Origin of the sequence: Arthrobacter sp. PAMC 25486, assembly GCF_000785535.1 — a bacterium.
Taxonomy (GTDB): domain Bacteria; phylum Actinomycetota; class Actinomycetes; order Actinomycetales; family Micrococcaceae; genus Specibacter.
The window spans coordinates 568919-583019 of the sequence record NZ_CP007595.1; the positions used below are offsets into that span (position 1 = coordinate 568919).

At 59.6% G+C, this 14101-nt stretch carries 17 protein-coding genes; 6 read left to right on the plus strand and 11 right to left on the minus strand.

All coding sequences use genetic code 11. The annotated features are described in order from the left end of the window. Positions 1-26 precede the first annotated feature (26 nt). The 3 genes from art_RS02760 to art_RS02770 all read right to left on the minus strand — a co-directional run bounded on the left by art_RS02760 (position 27) and on the right by art_RS02770 (position 1786). Positions 27-437: a hypothetical protein gene (locus art_RS02760; protein WP_038462342.1), complete on the minus strand. Its 411-nt coding sequence runs from the start codon at positions 435-437 to the stop codon at positions 27-29. 176 nt (positions 438-613) lie between these two features. Next, a complete protein-coding gene (locus art_RS02765) occupies positions 614-1048 on the minus strand; it encodes a protein-tyrosine phosphatase family protein (RefSeq protein WP_038468412.1) in 435 nt (144 codons plus the stop codon). 123 nt (positions 1049-1171) lie between these two features. After that, the gene (locus art_RS02770; protein WP_038462344.1) at positions 1172-1786 is read right to left on the minus strand and encodes an RraA family protein; all 615 of its coding nucleotides are present in this window, start codon (positions 1784-1786) and stop codon (positions 1172-1174) included. An 83-nt stretch (positions 1787-1869) separates the two neighbouring features. On the opposite strand from art_RS02770, the gene art_RS02775 reads away from it, so the two are divergent. Then, positions 1870-2379, plus strand: coding sequence for an N-acetyltransferase (locus art_RS02775; RefSeq protein WP_038462346.1), 510 nt, complete (start codon positions 1870-1872; stop codon positions 2377-2379). A gap of 307 nt (positions 2380-2686) precedes the next feature. Next, complete coding sequence (locus tag art_RS02780; protein ID WP_038462348.1) at positions 2687-3067, plus strand: hypothetical protein; 381 nt, start codon at positions 2687-2689, stop codon at positions 3065-3067. Positions 3068-3754: 687 nt separating this feature from the next. On the opposite strand, the gene art_RS02790 is transcribed toward art_RS02780, so the two are convergent. Genes art_RS02790 through art_RS02800 form a run of 3 tightly spaced genes read right to left on the minus strand, consistent with a single transcriptional unit; the run spans position 3755 to position 5214 of the window. Further along, positions 3755-4216 carry an SRPBCC domain-containing protein gene (locus art_RS02790; RefSeq protein ID WP_038462350.1) on the minus strand — a complete coding sequence of 154 codons (462 nt, stop codon included), beginning with the start codon at positions 4214-4216 and terminating at the stop codon, positions 3755-3757. Between the two features lie 9 nt (positions 4217-4225). Next, positions 4226-4873: a dihydrofolate reductase family protein gene (locus tag art_RS02795; protein WP_038462352.1), complete on the minus strand. Its 648-nt coding sequence runs from the start codon at positions 4871-4873 to the stop codon at positions 4226-4228. Next, positions 4870-5214, minus strand: a complete 345-nt coding sequence (locus art_RS02800) for a helix-turn-helix transcriptional regulator (protein WP_038462354.1) — start codon at positions 5212-5214, stop codon at positions 4870-4872. Before art_RS02800 ends, art_RS02795 begins: the two co-directional genes overlap by 4 nt. 391 nt (positions 5215-5605) lie before the next feature. Here art_RS02800 and art_RS22475 point away from each other — a divergent pair, with 391 nt between their 5' ends. Continuing rightward, positions 5606-6163: a hypothetical protein gene (locus tag art_RS22475; protein ID WP_038462356.1), complete on the plus strand. Its 558-nt coding sequence runs from the start codon at positions 5606-5608 to the stop codon at positions 6161-6163. Between the two features lie 74 nt (positions 6164-6237). Here the strand turns inward: art_RS22475 and art_RS02810 are convergent, their stop codons facing one another. Then, positions 6238-7491, minus strand: coding sequence for an MFS transporter (locus tag art_RS02810; protein ID WP_038462358.1), 1254 nt, complete (start codon positions 7489-7491; stop codon positions 6238-6240). Positions 7492-7615: 124 nt separating this feature from the next. Here art_RS02810 and art_RS02815 point away from each other — a divergent pair, with 124 nt between their 5' ends. Both art_RS02815 and art_RS02820 read left to right on the plus strand, forming a co-directional pair. Next, a complete protein-coding gene (locus tag art_RS02815) occupies positions 7616-8530 on the plus strand; it encodes a LysR family transcriptional regulator (protein ID WP_038462361.1) in 915 nt (304 codons plus the stop codon). 161 nt (positions 8531-8691) lie between these two features. Further along, complete coding sequence (locus art_RS02820) at positions 8692-9126, plus strand: hypothetical protein (protein ID WP_038462363.1); 435 nt, start codon at positions 8692-8694, stop codon at positions 9124-9126. Between the two features lie 675 nt (positions 9127-9801). Here the strand turns inward: art_RS02820 and art_RS02825 are convergent. From art_RS02825 to art_RS21460, 4 genes are all read right to left on the minus strand, one after another. Beyond that, positions 9802-10542 (minus strand): Abi family protein, encoded by a 741-nt coding sequence (locus art_RS02825; protein ID WP_038462365.1) that lies wholly within the window; start codon positions 10540-10542, stop codon positions 9802-9804. A gap of 553 nt (positions 10543-11095) precedes the next feature. Continuing rightward, entirely contained in the window at positions 11096-11794 is a 699-nt protein-coding gene (locus art_RS02835) for a nucleotidyltransferase domain-containing protein (RefSeq protein WP_052135932.1), read from the minus strand. A 309-nt stretch (positions 11795-12103) separates the two neighbouring features. Continuing rightward, a complete protein-coding gene (locus art_RS02840) occupies positions 12104-12418 on the minus strand; it encodes a hypothetical protein (RefSeq protein WP_038462370.1) in 315 nt (104 codons plus the stop codon). Between the two features lie 284 nt (positions 12419-12702). Then, a complete protein-coding gene (locus art_RS21460; RefSeq protein ID WP_082000069.1) occupies positions 12703-13197 on the minus strand; it encodes a DM13 domain-containing protein in 495 nt (164 codons plus the stop codon). Positions 13198-13492: 295 nt separating this feature from the next. Here art_RS21460 and art_RS02845 point away from each other — a divergent pair, with 295 nt between their 5' ends. Continuing rightward, positions 13493-13903, plus strand: a complete 411-nt coding sequence (locus art_RS02845; protein WP_157875112.1) for a hypothetical protein — start codon at positions 13493-13495, stop codon at positions 13901-13903. Positions 13904-14101 lie beyond the last annotated feature (198 nt).

Genomic DNA, 14101 nt, shown 5'->3' on the forward strand with positions numbered 1-14101 from the left:
TAATACGCAGTATGGGCCTGGATGGTTCAGTGGGCAATGCGTGGCCGGAAAAGTCCGACGGCGGCCAGCACGGCTCCCGCTCCTTCCGCCACCGCACTGAACGATTTTTGAAAGAACCAGACAGGTTCATACATGGCCGGGATCGGGCCGAATGCCGGAACGTTGACGTAGCGGTACAGCAGGACCGCCGCAACCCCTCCGGCTGCAACGACGAGCGCGGCAGCATAGGCAGGACGGCTGCCACGGAGCAAAACATACAGGCCGGCGAGGATGGCAGCGACGGCCTCAATCCGGAAGAGGTTCCCCTGTCCGATGCCGCCCGGCACTGCCACCTGATAGTAGGAGGCAAGCTGCAAGTGGACGATGGCGTCGATGGCCAGTGCCACGGCTATCAGCATCCGCAACGCTGCATCGATGAAGTCCCTGGGAAGAATCATGACTGCCCCACCTGATTTGCTGATCTTGTGGCCAGTGCATTTGTGGTGGCCAGTTGTGCCCGTTAAACGAGGACCAGGCGCCGTTGGTTCAATACGCACGCTTGGATGCTCCTGGGGGACACTGGCATGATGCGCACCCGGCCCGCTGAGTCACTCCGTCGATTTGCCCCGTGGGTTCACTCCGCGGTGAAGTGCGCGACGTATCGTCGTTGCCATGGCGTCTCCACCGCGTGCGGGTTGTACTGCTGGCGAACAAACGCCACCGCCTGGTCGGCAGGCACGCCGTCGAGCACGGCAATGCACGCAAGCGCTGTTCCCGTACGTCCCCGGCCGCCGCCACAGGCCACCTCCACCCGCTCAGATTCGGAACGAAGCCAGGCCTCGCGAAACGCCTCCAGTGCAACGGCGCGGTCTCTGGGAAGCCAAAAATCGGGCCATCGCACCCAGCGGTACTCCCAGGCAAACGGGGCCGGGATGCGTCCCAAAAGGTAGATTCCGGAATCCGGTGTGGGACCGGACGGTGCTGGCAGGCGAAGGCCGCGGCCGCGTAGCAGCCGGCCCGACGGCAGGCCTATCACGCCCATCGCGCTGGCATCCCATGTAGTGCTCACAACACCAATATAGGCCGCGTCGACGTGGAGCGACGCCTGCCATCTGTCACGAACCGGATCGGTGGCCAAAGTACTGGCGAGGTGCACGCCGTCGTGCTTTGACAGAACGGCTCGTTCAGCCGATCACCAATCCAAGCCCTCAGCCCGCAGGATTGAGTCGATCTTCTGAGCGTGGTCCGACTCCCATTCGTCGAGTGTTTGTGCCTGTTCCTCCTTGGACTTACTAGATACCGCAGCCATCACCGCATCGACGTCCGCGGCAGGCACGGCGACTATGCCCTCCTCGTCCGCAACGATGAGATCACCCGGATGCACCAGGACGCCGCCGCAGTTGACGGTCTGCTGCAAAGGGAGCGCCACGGCCTTGAGTCCGGGCTTGGGAACCACTGCGCGGGCAAAGACGGGAAAGCCCAGCTCGCGGATCTCCGCAACATCCCGAATGGCCCCGTCGATGACAAACCCCGCAATGCCGCGCCGGTGCGCTACGGCACAGACGTTGCCGCCGGCCACCGCGTGGGAGGCGTCTCCGCCGTCGACCACAATCACGGACCCGGCGGGGGCCCGGTGGATTGCAGCATGGAGCATCAAATTGTCGCCTGGAGCGCACTGGACGGTGTAGGCCGGCCCGCTGAGTTTGGCCCCGGACCAGAGCGGGCGAATGTCGGGGGAGAGGACCTGCGACCGGGCGACCTGGTCGGCGGCGTCTGTGGGCGAAACGAATTCGGGCAACGCGTTCATGCAGGCTCCCTTGCGGTGTGACAACAGGTTCGTCTCAGATCATACGGTCCAGTTGTCCACGGCCATGAATTAGGATTCTGTGAATGACCACCCATGAATTTTCAATCCGTCCCACGACGCCGTCCGATTGGCGTGAAGTCCGCGACATCCGCTTGGCGATGATCCGGGACACCCCGACTGCCTATGCTGAGTCCTTGGATGATGCCTTGAGGGTCGATGAGGCGGAATGGCGGCGGCGGGGCGGGCGGGGGACCGGCGACCAGCAGATCCAAGTTGCTGCCACTGACGGCGCCGGCCAGTGGGTGGGGACCATGGGCGGTTATGTACCGGATTCCGTGACGGGGCCTCTTTTGGTGGGGGTGTTCGTGGCGCCGGAATGGCGTGGCCGCCACATTAGGCTGACCGATGCCTTGTTGGAAACCGTCGAGGCATGGGCCCGTACCGAGGGCGGCCGGCTGACACTTCATGTCCACGAGGACAACGCCCGAGCCAGGAGATACTACGAACGTACGGGATTCACCGCCACGGGGCACACCATTCCCTATAACCTTGGCACCGCGAAGAACGAGCTGGAAATGCTCAAGTCGCTCTAGGCGCGTGGACCAACCGTCCAAGTTTTCCTGCTGAAAACGGACAGATGCGCGGAGGCGCTATGATGCTGAGCCCATGGCACCAGGGTGTCGACAATACGTTTCGAAGGCTTCGTACGCACGGGCCCGCACACTTTTGCTTTTGAGGACGACGCCGATCACCGCACCTTGGAGGGGCCGGTGCCGGGCGCCCGGCACTAAACCCGGGCTGAGTTGATGGCAGAAAGGCCCAGACCGCTCCGGAGGTGTCCATGGAACGACTTATCTCCAGGCCAGCCATGAGTCCAAGACTGCAACCTAGAGTAGTGTCATGAACGTTGAGGAAGTCCTGGCACCCGTCTTGAGGGACATGCGGGCCACTGGTGCACCGCTGCCAGCGGTGCGTTTTGAAAAGCAAGCCGAGGATGATTTATGGCTGGCCATGCTGACCGCACCAGACAGTTCGGGCCACGGATGTTACGTGGATCTCGCCACCCCTCTGGATTCCGCTGTCGCGGCAGCGGCCGACGGCGCTCAGGAGTGGGTGTTTGACCAGCAAGACATCCCCGGGACCAGCAACTGGCCGCCGTGTCCCTTGCACCCATGGAACCACCCGCTCGGTGCAAAAGCGGTTGGCGGACATGCCGTGTGGACTTGCAGAAAAGACGGGGCGGTCGTGACCAAGATTGGACGTTTGGCAGCGCCTCGGTAACCTAGCAGCCGGCGGGAGCCCGCACGGCAAGTGGACCTAGTCTGCGACTTGAATCGAGCGGACAGATCGCATGCAAAGCGCGGCAACGGCCACGACGACCAGGACACCACATGGGTGACCCGCCGCGGACAGTTCGCGGAAAGCCTTGTGGATTTACTTGCCGATTGGCAACTGCCGCGCGCGACGGGGAGAGTCTATGCGTCCATACTTCTCACCAAGGAGCCGATAACCCTCGATGAGCTGACGAATGCGACTGGTCTTAGCAAGGGCCAAGTGAGCACAGCGGTACGGGAACTCACCAGTTGGGGGACGCGTGCACTCGACCACGGCGAGCGGCAGCAGGCGGCTCTAAATCGAGGCTCCGTCGGGCCGTGAAAACCTGCTCGAGGCCTCACAACGTAGAGCGCGCCGGTTCGTGAGCGCCCTTCTTATCTGCGGTAATCTCTTCCCGCCGGGAAAGCCGCCAGTGAACGGCTGGACGACGTCATTGCACTCTTCGATGGCTTCCTCAACGAGGGGGACCTAATCCCTATCCTTGCCACGCGCCACAGTCACACGCCCCCACAAGCAGGGCGTCCGCACGACGGACGGTCTGCGGGCACGGGATGGCGTGAAACCAATCGCATTGACGTCTTTGCCGGGATGCCCGCAATCCAAGCGCTGCCGGAGCTGCATGCGGGGGGATCGTCACGCGAGGTAGTTGCCCAGAGCCTCGAGCAGGCCCCGCGTGCCTTTCTCGCGGCCCGGCCCATCGGTCCAGAACTGGTCGAAGAAGACGCCGTGCTCGACGTGCGTGAACCGGGTGCCCTCGTCTATGGGCTCGAACTCTAACGACGCCACCGACGTCGACAAGTGGACCCCGTCGAGCCACATGTCGTACGTCGTGACGATGCGGACGTGCTCGACGATGTCGGTGTACGTGGCTTCGTACCGCGAGATCGGACCGTTGTGAAACGTCCCCGCATCGAAGTCGTGGCCGCCGACGCGGAAGTCGAATACCCACTCACCGGGTTCAATGGCGTCACCGGCGCCCCACCAGCTCAGCTTCTTGTCCTCTTCGGCGAATGCGTTCCAGACGCGCTCGATAGGAGCGGGGTAGTCGCGGGTCAGGGTAAAACCGGCCCGGGCAAGTCGGCGTTCGATTGTCATGGGTGCGTCCTATCGAGTGAAAGTGACGTGGATGGCGCCGCTCTCGGCGACTTCTGTCGTCACCCTGTGGGTGAGATCGAGGCCAGGCAGATCGTCCCACAACCGGGTTCCGCGGCCAAGGAGGATGGGGGCGACCATGAGATGCAGGTCATCAACCAGGCCGGCACGCAGGAAATCGCGCGCGATGCCAATCCCTCCGCCGACGCGCACGTCCAGGCCGCCGGCTGCTTCTCTCGCTTCGGCGAGCACCTCCTCGATGGGGCGGCTGCGGAAGTGGAACGTTGTTCCGCCCTCCATCGGGATCGACGGACGCGGTGCGGTGTGGGTGAGGACATAGACCGGGGTGCCGAACGGCGGCTGGTCACCCCACCAGCCCTTCCAGTCCGGATCGTCGGGGAACGAGTGCAGGCCGAACATTGCCGCGCCCATGACCTCGGCGCCAACGCCCTCGAAGAACGCGGCAGCGTAGGCGTCATCGATGCCGGCCGTGCCGGTACCGGTGGTATCTCCAAAGACTTGCTCCTGGAACGTGCGGGTCGCTGCGTAGGCCGCCGTGAGGCGACCCCAGTCCTCGCCCATCGGATTTTCGGGTGATCGGCCGGTTGTAGAGGTGTAGCCATCCAGCGAGACGAACAGGTCCATGCGAATGCGGGTCATATCAGGTCTCCTTCAGAGGTGGTGCGGATCAGGTGGATACCCAGCCTGTCGGCTTGGTATTCCGCGGGTGTTCGCTGCTCGCCGAGCCACAGGTGTAGGACATCGAGGGCGCCCGGTCGCAGGCTCACGGTGCTGACACGCCCGTGCTTCTCCGACGTGACCACTCCCGCGTTCTCGAGGACGCTCAGATGCGGCATGAGTGACGGCAACGACATCGAGAACAGTGCAGCGAGTTCGGACACGACCGCTGGGGCCTTCGCCAACCGTTCCACGACGGCACGGCGTGTCGGATCCGCGAGAGAGACGAGCACGGCGTCGAGCTCGTCATAATACTTAGACATGTGCCTAAATATCAGTGAAGGCAGGGGATTCGTCAATCGGCCCACAAGAGGAATGTTTCTCGCGATTGATGCGTGTCCTGAATTGATCCGTCAACGCACTTCTGGATTCTCGGTAGCGAAACTGGCGGCGCTAATGAATATCCTGGAATTGACGCCTGAAAAACGGGCCTTCACAGACGCAGATTCAGTGCCGAGACCGTGATGCAACCAGAGAAGTGCGCGGTGTCCCAGGGGAGCGCTCTGCGGGACAGCAACTACGTGGTGGCCGCGTGCAGGTGAGAATTGAGCGCAGTTGTTTGATCTCGGCCCCGGAGCTCACGCGTCATCCTTTTTCGTGAATCATTAAGAGTTCGCGGCTGGTTTCGCCGCGTTCTGGCGGTCGTGTTGCCATATGCCCACAATCATAGAGCCGAGCAGCGATCTGATTCCCGATCCAGCCACAATTGCTGTCCTAGTCGCGCAACTGGTGGCGGGAAGATGGTCCAGCTCCGATGAGGAACGCGAGATTCTCCTCAGGCGCCCTTTCTTTAAATCCGGGGAACGCTTGAATCACGACTCGGACGGGTCATCGACGGCGTCATTTACCCTGCTCGCTGACCTGCCAGGTATTTCCTTTGCCTCATGGGACTCGTTTCGCGGCAGGGTCATGAGCGGTCATTTCCACCTCTATACGTTCCCCGAGGCGCAGGCCCCTGCGACCTTCCTTGGCCACAGCACCGTGTCGGGCATACTTGCGGATCTCTATGGCCGGACTGCAATGCCGTGGAAGGATGAAGAGGTGCCGCCTAACATTTGGAAGGTCAACAGTCGCGAGGTATTCACACAGCTCTTCACCATGCGTGACAGTCCGTTGATGCTGAGCATTTCTGACGAGGAACTTTCTGTGGCTGCAGAAGCCGGGGCAAGCCACGAGACCCGCAGGCCAGACACGGTTGACCCATCCCAGTAGTGGCACCGTCACTGGGACATTGCGTGTGTTCGCTGAAAGAGCTGTCGTTGGGCCAGGCGTTGAATCGGAGTCTCTCAGTGTTGTGGAGTTCCTGGCGTTACTTGCCGGGAGCCTGCCGTCGGACTGATCGCAAGGAGAATCGCTAGTGTGGCGGTTCCTGCGGTGAACCAGAAGACGAAGTTGGGGCCGGCGCCGTCGTAGATTTGTCCGCCGGTGAATGAGCCGAGGGCGATGCTGGCGTTGAAGACGCTGACCCAGAGGGCCGCGACGGCTTCCCGGTGTGAGGGTGCTGCTTGGGCAATCCATGCTTGAGTGCTTACCGAGATGCCTCCGTAGAATAAGCCCCAGAGGGCCATGAGTAAGGCGGCTGCGATGGTGGTGGTTGCCAGGTAAGGGAAAAGTGCGAGCGTAGCAGCGATTCCCAGGCTCAGGGTGGTGACCACGGTCTTTGGGGTCTTGGCTGCTGTCGGGCCGGCCATGAAATTTCCGATGATGCCGAGAATGCCATAAATCAAGAGCATCGTGCCAATGAGGGATGCGTTCAGTCCGGCGAAGGATTCCAACGCTGGACGAACATAGGTGTAGGCGGCAAAGTGAGCCGTGACGATGAACGCGGTGATCGCGAGACCGACACGGACTCCTGGATTCCGGAAAGCTGCCGCGAGACTGCTCAGTGGAACGCCGGCACCAGCGGGCATCTTCGGTAAGACGACGATCATCGCCAGGGAGATCATGGTCGCGGCTGCGGCGAGGACCCAGAAGGCGGCGTTCCATCCGACAGCAGCACCGATGTAGGCGCCGGCAGGAACGCCGAGAACTGAGGCTACGGCGATTCCGCTAAAGATGATAGTTGTCCCCATCCCGACGGATCGAGGCTTCATCAGCTTGGGGGCCACGCTCGCGGCGAGAGCCCAGACCCCGCCCATGCTCACTCCGAGGAGAATGCGAGCGGCGGCCATGACGGCGAAATTTGGTGAAACTGCTGTCATGGAATTCGCCACGGCAACGAGGAGCATCAGGACAATGAGTGTCGTTCGTCTGTCAATCCGGCTGTTGAGGACGGGAACAAAGGGGGCGGTGGCAGCAGCTACTAAGCCGGTGATCGTCAGCGAAAGACCGATTGTTCCTTCGCTCCGTGCCAGTGCGGCTCCGATAGGGGTCAGGAGACCCACGGGCATCATCTCGGCCGCCACGACGATAAACGTTGCCAGCGCCACGAGGAGAATTGCGCCCCACCGGTTTTCGACGAGGGGCTCGGAGGTCGGCGACGATGGGGTGTGAGGTGAGCTGAGCTGTCGTGATTCTGGCACGGACGTTGAATTAGTCATACCCATAGCAAAGCTGGCGTAGTGGGTTGGATCAACGGCGAATAGATCATGAACCTATTAGGCAGGCTAATCGATGAGGTATATTCGGTTCGATAGGTAGTTGATTAGAAGGTTGGAGTGAGACGTGTCGGAGCTTCCCCTGCGTGAGATCGAATGCTTTATTGTTCTCGCTGAGGAGCTGCATTTTGGCCGTACTGCGGAGAGGATGTTCATTTCGCAGAGCCGGGTTAGCCAGCTGATCAGCGCGTTGGAGCGTCGCATCGGCGCACCTCTGGTGGCGCGTACCAGTCGTCGGGTGCATCTCACTGAGTTCGGGGCTGAGTTTCTGGCCTCCTTAGTTCCTACCTATCGTGCCTTGGCCGGAGTGGTTGAGCAGGCACGAATGCGCGCACGGAATCTACCGACCCCGATCCGGGTGGGGTTTCAAGGTGCAATTTACGATTCGATTGCGAAGGCGATCTCCCAGTTCGAGTCGCAACATCCGCGGGCCATGGTTCATATCAAGGAGTTGCCGTTGGGTGATCCGTTCAGTGATGTGCTGGCTGGTCGTGTCGATGTGGCGGTGGTACTGCTCCCCGTTGAAGAACCCGAATTGGTGACCGGGCTCGTTTTCTCTCAACAGACCCAGACATTGGCTGTTTCTGTTGACCACCCCTTTGGGACGTTGGAAGAAGTCACTGCTGAAAATTTGGCACAGGTCAGCCTCGTGCCCATCACCGGTCCAGCTCCTGAGTACTGGCGAAAAGTGCATTCGCCAACAATGACCCCAGAAGGAATCAGGATTCCAACGCGAGGCGGGGCAACCACCGTTCAGGAAGGTCTATCGCAGGTCGCATCCAGCAGAAGCGGCCTCATCTTGTGTGCCGCGACAGCAGCATACAATCAACGCTCTGATGTACGGTTCGTGCCAGTGAAGGGCTTGCCCAGTTCTGCGTTGGGGCTCGTGTGGCGGGCCGATCACGAAAGCCCCCGCATTCGACACTTCGCTGATGCCGTCCAACAAGCGCTCAACGGCACCGCCGCGTCACGGCCCCGGTGAACCGACACGCTCCCGCCAGGCAGTTTCCAACCCGATTTCAGGCGTCCCGCAAGCCGAACCTTCTACGGGAAACCTTCCTGGGCAGCATGGCTTCGTATTTCTATGGTTGACTGCAGGGCGCATGCTGTAGCGTCGGGTGAAATCGATATTGGGGGAGAAAAATGAAACGTCTGGCATTTCCGCTCGTCACGGCGGCGAGCATTGCGGTCCTTCTGCTGAGTGGCTGTTCCGGCGAGTCTGGACTCAAAGCTCTGGACCGTGCGGCCACGACCGAAGATGCGTTGCCCGCATTCGTCACCCTGCAAGAACAGGTGGACAGAGACAGTTCGCGGCTGCTTGCCACCAGAGACGGGGTGCAGTACTTCGCGTTCCAGAGCGAGGATGCCAGAACGACGTGCTTGGCCGTTGTTCCACCTGACACGGATCCTGACTGGCAGGTTGGTTGTAGCGATACGAGACGCAGTGGTGAAATCGTAAATATGTCCTCGCTAAAAGGCTCCCTGTCCACGATTCTTCTCGGAGATGACTCGGAGACCGGAAAACTTGAACCAGGCTGGACGAAGATCGCGGATAACATTCTCGTCGCTGACCCTTAGGAACTCAACGGCCGCCGAGCCAGTTCACAATTTAAGCGGTAGAGCCGCGATCGTGTCCGTAGCAGGAACGTCCTGCGGGACATCTGAATGCTCCCAATATCGGTTCAAGCACTACTGGCTCGTTTGCAGGGCCAGTCTGCAAGAGCTTCCTCACCCCGGGAAAAACGGCGGAGCGAAGTCACCACCAGTCGAGGGGGCTCCGACGGTTGGGCGGGGTGTTCCGATGCCTCGAAAGCGCGGGGTTTCCTCTGACTGCGACGGACCATGCGCCGAGGGCCAGCGCGCCAGCAATCACAGCGTCAAAGAGCACTTGCGTCGCCCCGGCACCAGTTAGCGCGTGGAATAGCCCGATGACTAGAAAAGTAGCTGCCGCTGCGGCCACGCAAAGCGATAGTATGCTCGCCCACAGGGGCATGGTCCGAAGTTCTTTCACAGTCGCCAACTCCTTGAGTCCAGCGCGAATGGGCACTGATCAACAACCTACACGCGTCGGCCCTCTTCTGGCCAGAGTGCGTTCAGCGCTCTGGGCGCTATCTGAACGAAAGCTCGTTGCCGTTGGAGGTGCAGAAACTGTTCCGGAGGGGAACCTTGACGGGGACGTCGCATCTGTGAAGTTCTCTTTTGATCGGAAACTCAACGTTGATCTCGTCGTGGACCAGGTTTTGCTTGATGGGTTTAGGGCGTTCTAGGACGCTGCTTCTGGACCGCTCGTACCCGACTAACGTCGACGCACCAGTCGGCCAAGTCTTGGTCAATGAAGGCAAGCACGCGCAGTACGTCACTGAACCGCGCCTGTACGTTGACCTCCAGTAGCTGCTCACCGTGGGCCACCCGGTTTCGGAGGTTGTGAAGTCGTTTCAGGGGTTCACAGACCTGTCGTATGCCGGCGTCCCCGGGATCGATTTTAGGGAAGGCATAGACGATTGCTTCTTCCCAGATGCGGATCTTGGGGGTGCTGACCCGCGGCCGGTTCGGATTGGGAAGGATGCTTGGCCACGTGCCAAAGCTCAACTGTGCCAGCAGGTCGTCATGTGAGATGGGTGCGTGTTTCCGCGGATGGTGCGGAGGGCGTTTGCCCCTGCCCGTCTGTGCGTAGCTCTGGGCGTTCTTGGAGTGAGCGGACATCAGACCATGCAAAGGAATGGCAGGATGGGCTATCCACTCATCGGTGAAGTCGGAACCAGGATTGTGGGTGTTCCTGCTCTGGTCCTTGTTCCAGGGTTTCAGCTGCTCGTCGATGGCATTGCGCACAGCCACCTCAAGGATCATCGTGATCTCCTGGAAAGCCGCACCCAAGTGGAGGTTCCACTCGTAGAGCTCAATGGCCCGACCTAAGTCGTTCTGGCATGCTGACAAATAGGGGGCCAGCCTGGGGGCACCGAGGGAGGCGGAAACCATCTTTTCGCGTTGGGCCATCCTCCCATTATGTAGTAAGCTATGAGCAACGCAGCGAACGAGCATCGCTTGCTAATACATCGAGAACCCCGAAGCCTAGCTTCGGGGTTACTTCGTTAAAGCGTCAGCCTGCGAAAGCGAGCGTGGGTGAATGGCCAAAATGTGCGTGATCGGATGGTGAGCTAGATGCTGACGATCCCAGATGGCCAACCTCCTGGGGACAGTGGATTGCAACAAAAACTTGGTCAGTCCGGATCCTCATAGCGCAATATCAGCACCGGTGGGGCGGCGCCGGCTGGTAAGTTCATTCAATGAAGTTGTTCCGGTACGTATATGTAGCCACTTTCCTTTTTGCTGTGGCGATCGCATTCATCGGGGACCTGCCTATGTGGGCGAAACTTGCTGTTCTCACCTGGACTGCGGTCCCAGCTCTAATTCACGAGTACCAGTTAAGGAAGCGAGCCGCTGCTGCTGCGGAGCGGGCTAATCACTCCTCGAATGCTCTGCCGGATCAGATGCTGCACGCTTACAAAGAAAGTTCCTAGGCGGCGACCACTCGCCCGAAAAGGAACCTCTAGCGGGTGCCCCGCAAGAAGCCCTCCATCGCGTATCCGCCATTTTGGTCCAATACATCTCGAGCAATCACGGCCAGCTTCTGGGAGTCATGGTCTATTGAGGCCGCCCAGGCCAAGAGCCCCAACGCGGACTCATCGTTGGTCAACTGTTCCAGGCGCCGCACCGCCCATTTGCCGTTGCCCAACCATTTTTGGTGTCGGAGCAGCAGCAGTTCGGCGGTTTGGCGGAACACGTCCGAGGCAATGGCAAACGTTTCGGCTGGAGAACTGGAGCCCAAAAGGTCATCCATTGAACAGCTGAGGTCGTACCTGCGGAGGTCGCGTTCGGCGTCGGTCAACGGCATGGGCCCCTGCCGCATGTAACGGCGCGCCTCATCCTGCCATTGCTTGCCGGGCCCGTGGTCGGTGAGCAGGAGTCCCCTTGCACAGATATCTCCGATTACGGCGCAGCGCAGTGTCCTTTCCTTCTCATACCAGAAGGCCAGACTCTCGGGGGTGTGAATGAAAGCTTCGACGATCCATCCGCGATACCGGACGGTTTCCGCGTAGTTCGAACCGCCAGCTCGATAGAGGATGGCTATATCAAGATCCGATGTCGGAGTCGATCTGCCCAGGGCAGCGCTGCCACCCAGGATTGATGCTTCCGCTCCGGCATGCATTTCCTCGACATAAGAGCGTGCAATCGTGACTGGATCCATCAGTCCATGATGCCCTACGCCTGCCGGCTTTTTTCGTCACGGCGCGGGGGATCCACACGTTCCACAGAGGAACGTACTACGGGACATCTATGCATACGCTCGTCGTGTCAGCTTCGGCTCCAGCATCGATAGGAAGGTGTTCCACGTCCCGAATATCACGGGGGTCACCGCGGGCGGCGAATTGTTACCCATTCGCCCAGAAGCTTGGATAGCGATCTTCGAGGTGGTTGGCTGACAACCAGATAGTTGAAACAGTGAGGCCCCCACATCTGGAGGCCTCACTGTTTCTCGCTCTTGGGACTCTTGGGTTCATCCGACGAGGCGGCCCACGATGTACAGCACGTGGCAAATCAGGAATAACGACGGCGGGGAAAGGTACAGCCAGTATTTGGCAGTCTTGAGTCTCTTTGAGCCCGGTTCCCACACCAGTCTTGTCCGGACGATGCCGGCGAGGAGCATGGACAGAGCGACGGACAGAATCGGTGACAGGATACCCACCCACATGGCAACGTTACCCATAGTTGAAGATGTTTCGATTGCCAAGTACAGCCCCAAGACGAGAACAACCCCAGCCAGCAGGCCATAGCTGATAAAAATCAGCACAACCATCACAGTGGGGGCCATGAAGTTCCCGTTCTTGTCCCGAACTGTGCAGAGATAGCCAAATCCGGGCAGCGATACCGAGAAGGCCAAGCCAACTAAGGTGCCAAGATTGGGCGTTACGCCCCCGCCAGAGTGGAATAGGACTTGGGAGGAAACAGCTAGGGTCAAGGCCACGTAGATGATCAGAAGGGCTGTGAACGCGGTACCCCTCAGAAGCCCAACGCCGTGGCGGGTGATTTGGGCAGCGACCGTTTCGCGGTCCGCTTCGGTGATCTATGCATCCTGAGGTTGATCCATGCTGGGGCCTATTTTTCTAGCAGATTTGCTGACCCGAACGCTTCTCGGGTGTTGTTGTTGTAGATAGAGATGCTTTGAGCTTCCGGAAATGACTGCATCGTGTATGTCAGGTCATAACTCTGGTTTCCAGAGATGGATTTGAGTTTCCCCAGCATGTACATGGGGGGTTCATTGACGACGTTGTCTCCAGCTGTATTTTTGGTCAAAGCCCCCGTGCTAACGGTCACATGCAGTTCGTCCCCGGCGCTCGTGGAAAAGTCTTCTAATTCCAGAGTCAGGCTATCGGGAGTCTGGGTAATGATGGCCTTGCCGCTTGTTGGAACAGCCTGGGAAACAAATGTTCCGGACAGGGTCTTAGAAAGTGGTGCGGTAGCAATTGGGCTAGAGCTTCCTGACTCCAGCGTGGGGCTCTGGACTGTCTTGATAGGTGCTGTCGCCGTCGTACAGCCCGAGATAGACGAGGTGAAAATGATCCCAACCGCGAGTAATCGAACAAATTTCATAGCTCCCCCAATGAGTTACAGGCCTGGTGGCTGATCTTCAATACATCGAAACACAGCAACACTACGCTTCACATCACCCCGAAGGTGGAATGCGCACCGGTCATCACGATAAACGGTTTCATCCCTTGGTATGAAAGGCATTCTTGTGCCTACTGCAAGACTTGACCGGTGAACACGCGCCAGGTTGCCACCCTGCCCGCCATGGACCATCGTGGCCCCGGGCTAAGCCCGAGAATGGCGTGGAGAGCCCTGCTAGGCTCTGTACCTCGAAGATCTGAACGTAACGGTGGGGGAAATGAAGTCGAAGAAAATTATGGCAATGACTGCGGTGGTCGCAACGATGGTGCTGACAGGCTGCGCGACCCAGGCCAATGTGTCACCTGAAGCTGTAGGTGAAAATATCTCTACTTCCAGGGAGAACTGCATCGGGGGATTCGAGACCATCTGGAATTCGACCCCGGTCGATGGTGATGCGTCCGAACTTCCCCAGGAGACCGTGACGGTGGTGTCTGAGACAGGGCGGATTTTTGATGCCATGCGCAAGACACCGGACGGGACAGCAGAGGCTGTCGCACCAGAGGACATCAACTACAAGGTCCATGTAGATGATTCCTGGCCGAAGAACAATGTCATTGTCATTGACACCGCAACCGACAAGGTCCTCGACACCATCAACATCCCCGAGGGTAAGAGCATATGTGATTAGGCGCTGGAATCGGCCAGAGAATAGAGCAGTCGCCCACAGAAGTTCCAGGGTCGCGCACCCATTCTGAATCGATACCGCAAAAAAAGCCTGCTGACCCGTTGCTAGGACGTTGGCGGTCTTTCTCGTATGCGGAACGGCCTGCGGGACAGCGCTATGGGGTGTATTGGAGCAGCGGCGATTTTCAGACGACAAGCAGTG

Coding starts and splice junctions, on each gene's coding strand:
- art_RS02795 (WP_038462352.1), bottom strand. CDS start 4,873: ATGACCCGCATTCGCATGGACCTGTTCGTCTCGCTGGATGGCTACACC.
- art_RS02775 (WP_038462346.1), top strand. CDS start 1,870: ATGACCACCCATGAATTTTCAATCCGTCCCACGACGCCGTCCGATTGG.
- art_RS02810 (WP_038462358.1), bottom strand. CDS start 7,491: ATGACTAATTCAACGTCCGTGCCAGAATCACGACAGCTCAGCTCACCT.
- art_RS02800 (WP_038462354.1), bottom strand. CDS start 5,214: ATGTCTAAGTATTATGACGAGCTCGACGCCGTGCTCGTCTCTCTCGCG.
- art_RS02825 (WP_038462365.1), bottom strand. CDS start 10,542: ATGGCCCAACGCGAAAAGATGGTTTCCGCCTCCCTCGGTGCCCCCAGG.
- art_RS02780 (WP_038462348.1), top strand. CDS start 2,687: ATGAACGTTGAGGAAGTCCTGGCACCCGTCTTGAGGGACATGCGGGCC.
- art_RS02845 (WP_157875112.1), top strand. CDS start 13,493: ATGAAGTCGAAGAAAATTATGGCAATGACTGCGGTGGTCGCAACGATG.
- art_RS22475 (WP_038462356.1), top strand. CDS start 5,606: ATGCCCACAATCATAGAGCCGAGCAGCGATCTGATTCCCGATCCAGCC.
- art_RS02840 (WP_038462370.1), bottom strand. CDS start 12,418: ATGGCCCCCACTGTGATGGTTGTGCTGATTTTTATCAGCTATGGCCTG.
- art_RS02835 (WP_052135932.1), bottom strand. CDS start 11,794: ATGGATCCAGTCACGATTGCACGCTCTTATGTCGAGGAAATGCATGCC.
- art_RS21460 (WP_082000069.1), bottom strand. CDS start 13,197: ATGAAATTTGTTCGATTACTCGCGGTTGGGATCATTTTCACCTCGTCT.
- art_RS02820 (WP_038462363.1), top strand. CDS start 8,692: ATGAAACGTCTGGCATTTCCGCTCGTCACGGCGGCGAGCATTGCGGTC.
- art_RS02770 (WP_038462344.1), bottom strand. CDS start 1,786: ATGAACGCGTTGCCCGAATTCGTTTCGCCCACAGACGCCGCCGACCAG.
- art_RS02760 (WP_038462342.1), bottom strand. CDS start 437: ATGATTCTTCCCAGGGACTTCATCGATGCAGCGTTGCGGATGCTGATA.
- art_RS02790 (WP_038462350.1), bottom strand. CDS start 4,216: ATGACAATCGAACGCCGACTTGCCCGGGCCGGTTTTACCCTGACCCGC.